The 2877-nt window shown below is 56.6% G+C and carries 4 protein-coding genes and 2 pseudogenes; 3 read left to right on the top strand and 3 right to left on the bottom strand.

The genetic code is table 11. The features are described 5' to 3' along the window. On the top strand, nt 1-187 hold a 187-nt coding region (locus ACP39K_RS24485; protein ID WP_497008994.1), incomplete at its 5' end, for an Rpn family recombination-promoting nuclease/putative transposase. 225 nt (nt 188-412) lie between these two features. Here the strand turns inward: ACP39K_RS24485 and ACP39K_RS24480 are convergent. The 3 genes and pseudogenes from ACP39K_RS24480 to ACP39K_RS24470 all read right to left on the bottom strand — a co-directional run. Beyond that, a complete protein-coding gene (locus ACP39K_RS24480; RefSeq protein WP_497008993.1) occupies nt 413-727 on the bottom strand; it encodes a hypothetical protein in 315 nt (104 codons plus the stop codon). Between the two features lie 45 nt (nt 728-772). Continuing rightward, a pseudogene (locus ACP39K_RS24475) lies at nt 773-1071 on the bottom strand (integrase core domain-containing protein); the annotation flags it as partial. 16 nt (nt 1072-1087) lie between these two features. Then, a pseudogene (locus ACP39K_RS24470) lies at nt 1088-1554 on the bottom strand (IS66 family transposase); the annotation flags it as partial. 107 nt (nt 1555-1661) lie between these two features. On the opposite strand from ACP39K_RS24470, the gene ACP39K_RS24465 reads away from it, so the two are divergent. Further along, on the top strand, nt 1662-1844 hold the full coding sequence (locus ACP39K_RS24465) for a hypothetical protein (RefSeq protein ID WP_497008992.1): 183 nt from the start codon (nt 1662-1664) through the stop codon (nt 1842-1844). A gap of 669 nt (nt 1845-2513) precedes the next feature. Continuing rightward, nucleotides 2514-2825 carry a hypothetical protein gene (locus tag ACP39K_RS24460; protein ID WP_497008991.1) on the top strand — a complete coding sequence of 104 codons (312 nt, stop codon included), beginning with the start codon at nt 2514-2516 and terminating at the stop codon, nt 2823-2825. Nucleotides 2826-2877 lie beyond the last annotated feature (52 nt).

The raw sequence follows: 2877 nt of genomic DNA, 5'->3' as shown, positions 1-2877 counted from the left end.
CGAGAAGGGTATCGAGAAGGGTATCCAGTTGGGTGAACAGCGCGGTATTGAAAAAGGGCGCCATGAAGGCAAACTCGAAGGCAAACTCGAAGTTGCCCGTACCATGCTGGCCAACGGCCTCGATCGCGACGCGGTGATGAAAATGACCGGGCTGACCACTGACGACCTGGCCCAAATCCGCCACTAATTTTCGCTTCGAGGGGCAGGGCAGCCATTGACTGATAAAACCGCATCCGTTCCCCCGGAAATCTCGGCAGGGAGCTGCGCATTCCGACCGGCGCCTGCGAGCGGGTCCTGCAGTCGGTGTCGTCCATCGAGCCCCTGCTGCCGGTCCTGACGGCCCACATTCCGCATGTTCGCTGTATGCGCATTTGCTGCCGCTTGGCGAGGGGCTGCGTCCGCAACTGCGGGTTCACCCGTTGCCCAATGGCCCCGCCTTCCCGCCAGGGCGGGGCGGCGACATCGTCAACGGCGCGAGCACGACGGTCAGGCGATACAAACCCGCCGCGACCTGCCAGCAGAATAACAGCGGCTGCAGCAGATGCTGGAAGCTTGCCCGATCTTCGACGCATCGGCAACGGACACCACGGAATGGCTGCTGACCGATACCCAGGACGCACTGACGCAACTGCGCGCGATTGACCCGGCGCAGCTTGAATGCGTCTGGCTGGAAGGTGAACGCCTGCATCTGGGCGGACGTCGCGATATACAGGCTCTGAAATTGCATGTCCGCCGGTAGAGCGAGTGGTTTGCCCTGTAGTGGATCACAAAATCAAGACATCGGAATAACCTGTTTCCATTTTTCTTCATGTAAGCAAGGCGATAAACCACCATTGTTCGTATGAGGGCGGTATGCGTTGTAATAACCATTTATCCACTGGTTTATATCGCGTACCGCATGGCTAAAATCACCATACCCGCCTTTTGGAAGCCATTCACTTTTAAGGCTACGAAAGACTCTTTCCATCGGCGAGTTATCCAGGCAACTCCCCGGCGACTCATACTTTGCATTACCCCATGTCGCCAGAGTAACTTTCTGTATTTATTGCTTTTATATGTAAGCGTCTCATCCGGGCCGTATTGACGTTTAGGATGAGGTGAGATCGACCTTCCATGGCAACAGATCGCGTACACGATTCGCCGGCCAGTCCTGGACATGTCCGATGACGTAGCGCAGCCACGCCTCCGGTTCTACGCCATTGAGTTTGCACGTGCCGATCAGCGAGCACAGTATCGCAGCACGCTCTCCGCCTGTATCTGACCCGGCGAACAGCCAGTTTTTTCGCCCCAGCGCGACACCGCGCAGGGCGTTCTCCGCGATATTGTTGTCTATTTGCGCCCAGCTGTCCTCGTAGTAGAGGTTCAACGCTTCAACAGGTAGGCGAACGCTTTCGCTATCTCCGCGTGGCGCGACAGTGTTTGCATCTGTGTCTGGAGCCAGTCGTACAGCGACTGCATCCGCGGGACCGTCTTCGCTTTTCTGACCGACAGCCGCTTATCCGCTGGGCTGCCGCATATTTCTGCTTCGATAGCGTACAGCTCTCCTATGCGCCTCGATACGCACCCGGAGCGGGCTGATATCTGGCGCGCCCTGGACTGACTGAAGGCGGCGGGGCTGCTTGCCCCGCCTTGAACAACAACACAGAAACCCGAGGTTGCCCATGAAACTGGATGAAGCCCCCCCCCCCCAAAAACGTCTGCGCCGATACCAGGCGATCATCAATGAAGACCGCCTGCAATATGGATTATCCCCGCTGACGTTACCGCAAGTGGTCGCCGCCGTTTTTGAATATCTGGCAGATCAGCCGTGCATCTTCTTGCGTGGGGTGTTTATTCGACAGTAATGCTGGACTTACCGTGTAGCCTTACATCTGTGGGGCTACCAGGCACCGCGGGAAAAACCCTGTCACCTGCGGTGAATGGCAGAAGAGAGCGGCGGCGATGCCGCCGTCTGCAGCAGCCAACGATGACTGTATACCCATGCTGCAGCAGTGAGGCATTTGCCGAGGTAAGAAAGAATGATGAAGGGTATCCACTATGAAAAGGAACACCTCTTCCGGTTTTAAAAGGAATAACTGTTTGTTTATAAGAACAGTGTCTGGAAAGTAGTGGTTGGGCACCCTTCTATTGCCATAACACATCACATGACCGGGGTATTTGGGCAAGGTTGGGAGAGAAACGAGGGCTTGGGGCAATGGCCGGTCGAATGACCGTCCAGCAGACCTACTCAACCAAGACGCCCGTATGCGGGCGTCAGGTTTCACCGAACCCGCACGCGGTTTCGGCCTGTCGGTTCGGGTCTCAACGCCAACACCCGCGCTTGCTGCCGGCGTCGCCAGCGCCGCTTTCACTGCTCGTCGTTCGGACGACGAGCGCTAAGGTCGCCCCAGCGTTCGCTGCCGCGCCCGCTGTGTCGGGTTGATCCGTGTTCAACCTTCCAGGGAGCTTTAGCCGCAAGTCTTACCGCCGCAACTGATAACAGCACAACGCCTCGCTTAAACACCAAGGGGTATATGAACTCCGCCAAAAACTTTTTCCTCCCTTCGGTCAAAAAAACTTTTTGTCTACGCCCCTTGGTGCCGCTCTTCGCCGTGCTGAATCAGTTTATTGCGACGGCGAATACTCACAGCGGCATCAGTTATCACCCCACGGAGGATTTCAACATGGCTCAACAAAACGTCAAAGGCGCGACAACGAAGCCTACAGCAGCATCAGCACTGAAAAACGGCGGTCGTTCTGACCTGCAGGTGTATGAGCTGTTTCTCGCTGTGCAGCGCGCCTGCGGTGGCCGTTCATGGTTAGGAGATTGGATCGACCATTTTTGAGATCCCTAACCATAGATCGTAGCGTGGCATACTCCCAGATGGCGGGGAGTAG

Source organism: Serratia sp. EC4, from assembly GCF_059652115.1.
The sequence above is the reverse complement of the archived record's forward strand: the minus strand, read 5'-3'. Positions and strand labels throughout refer to the sequence as shown.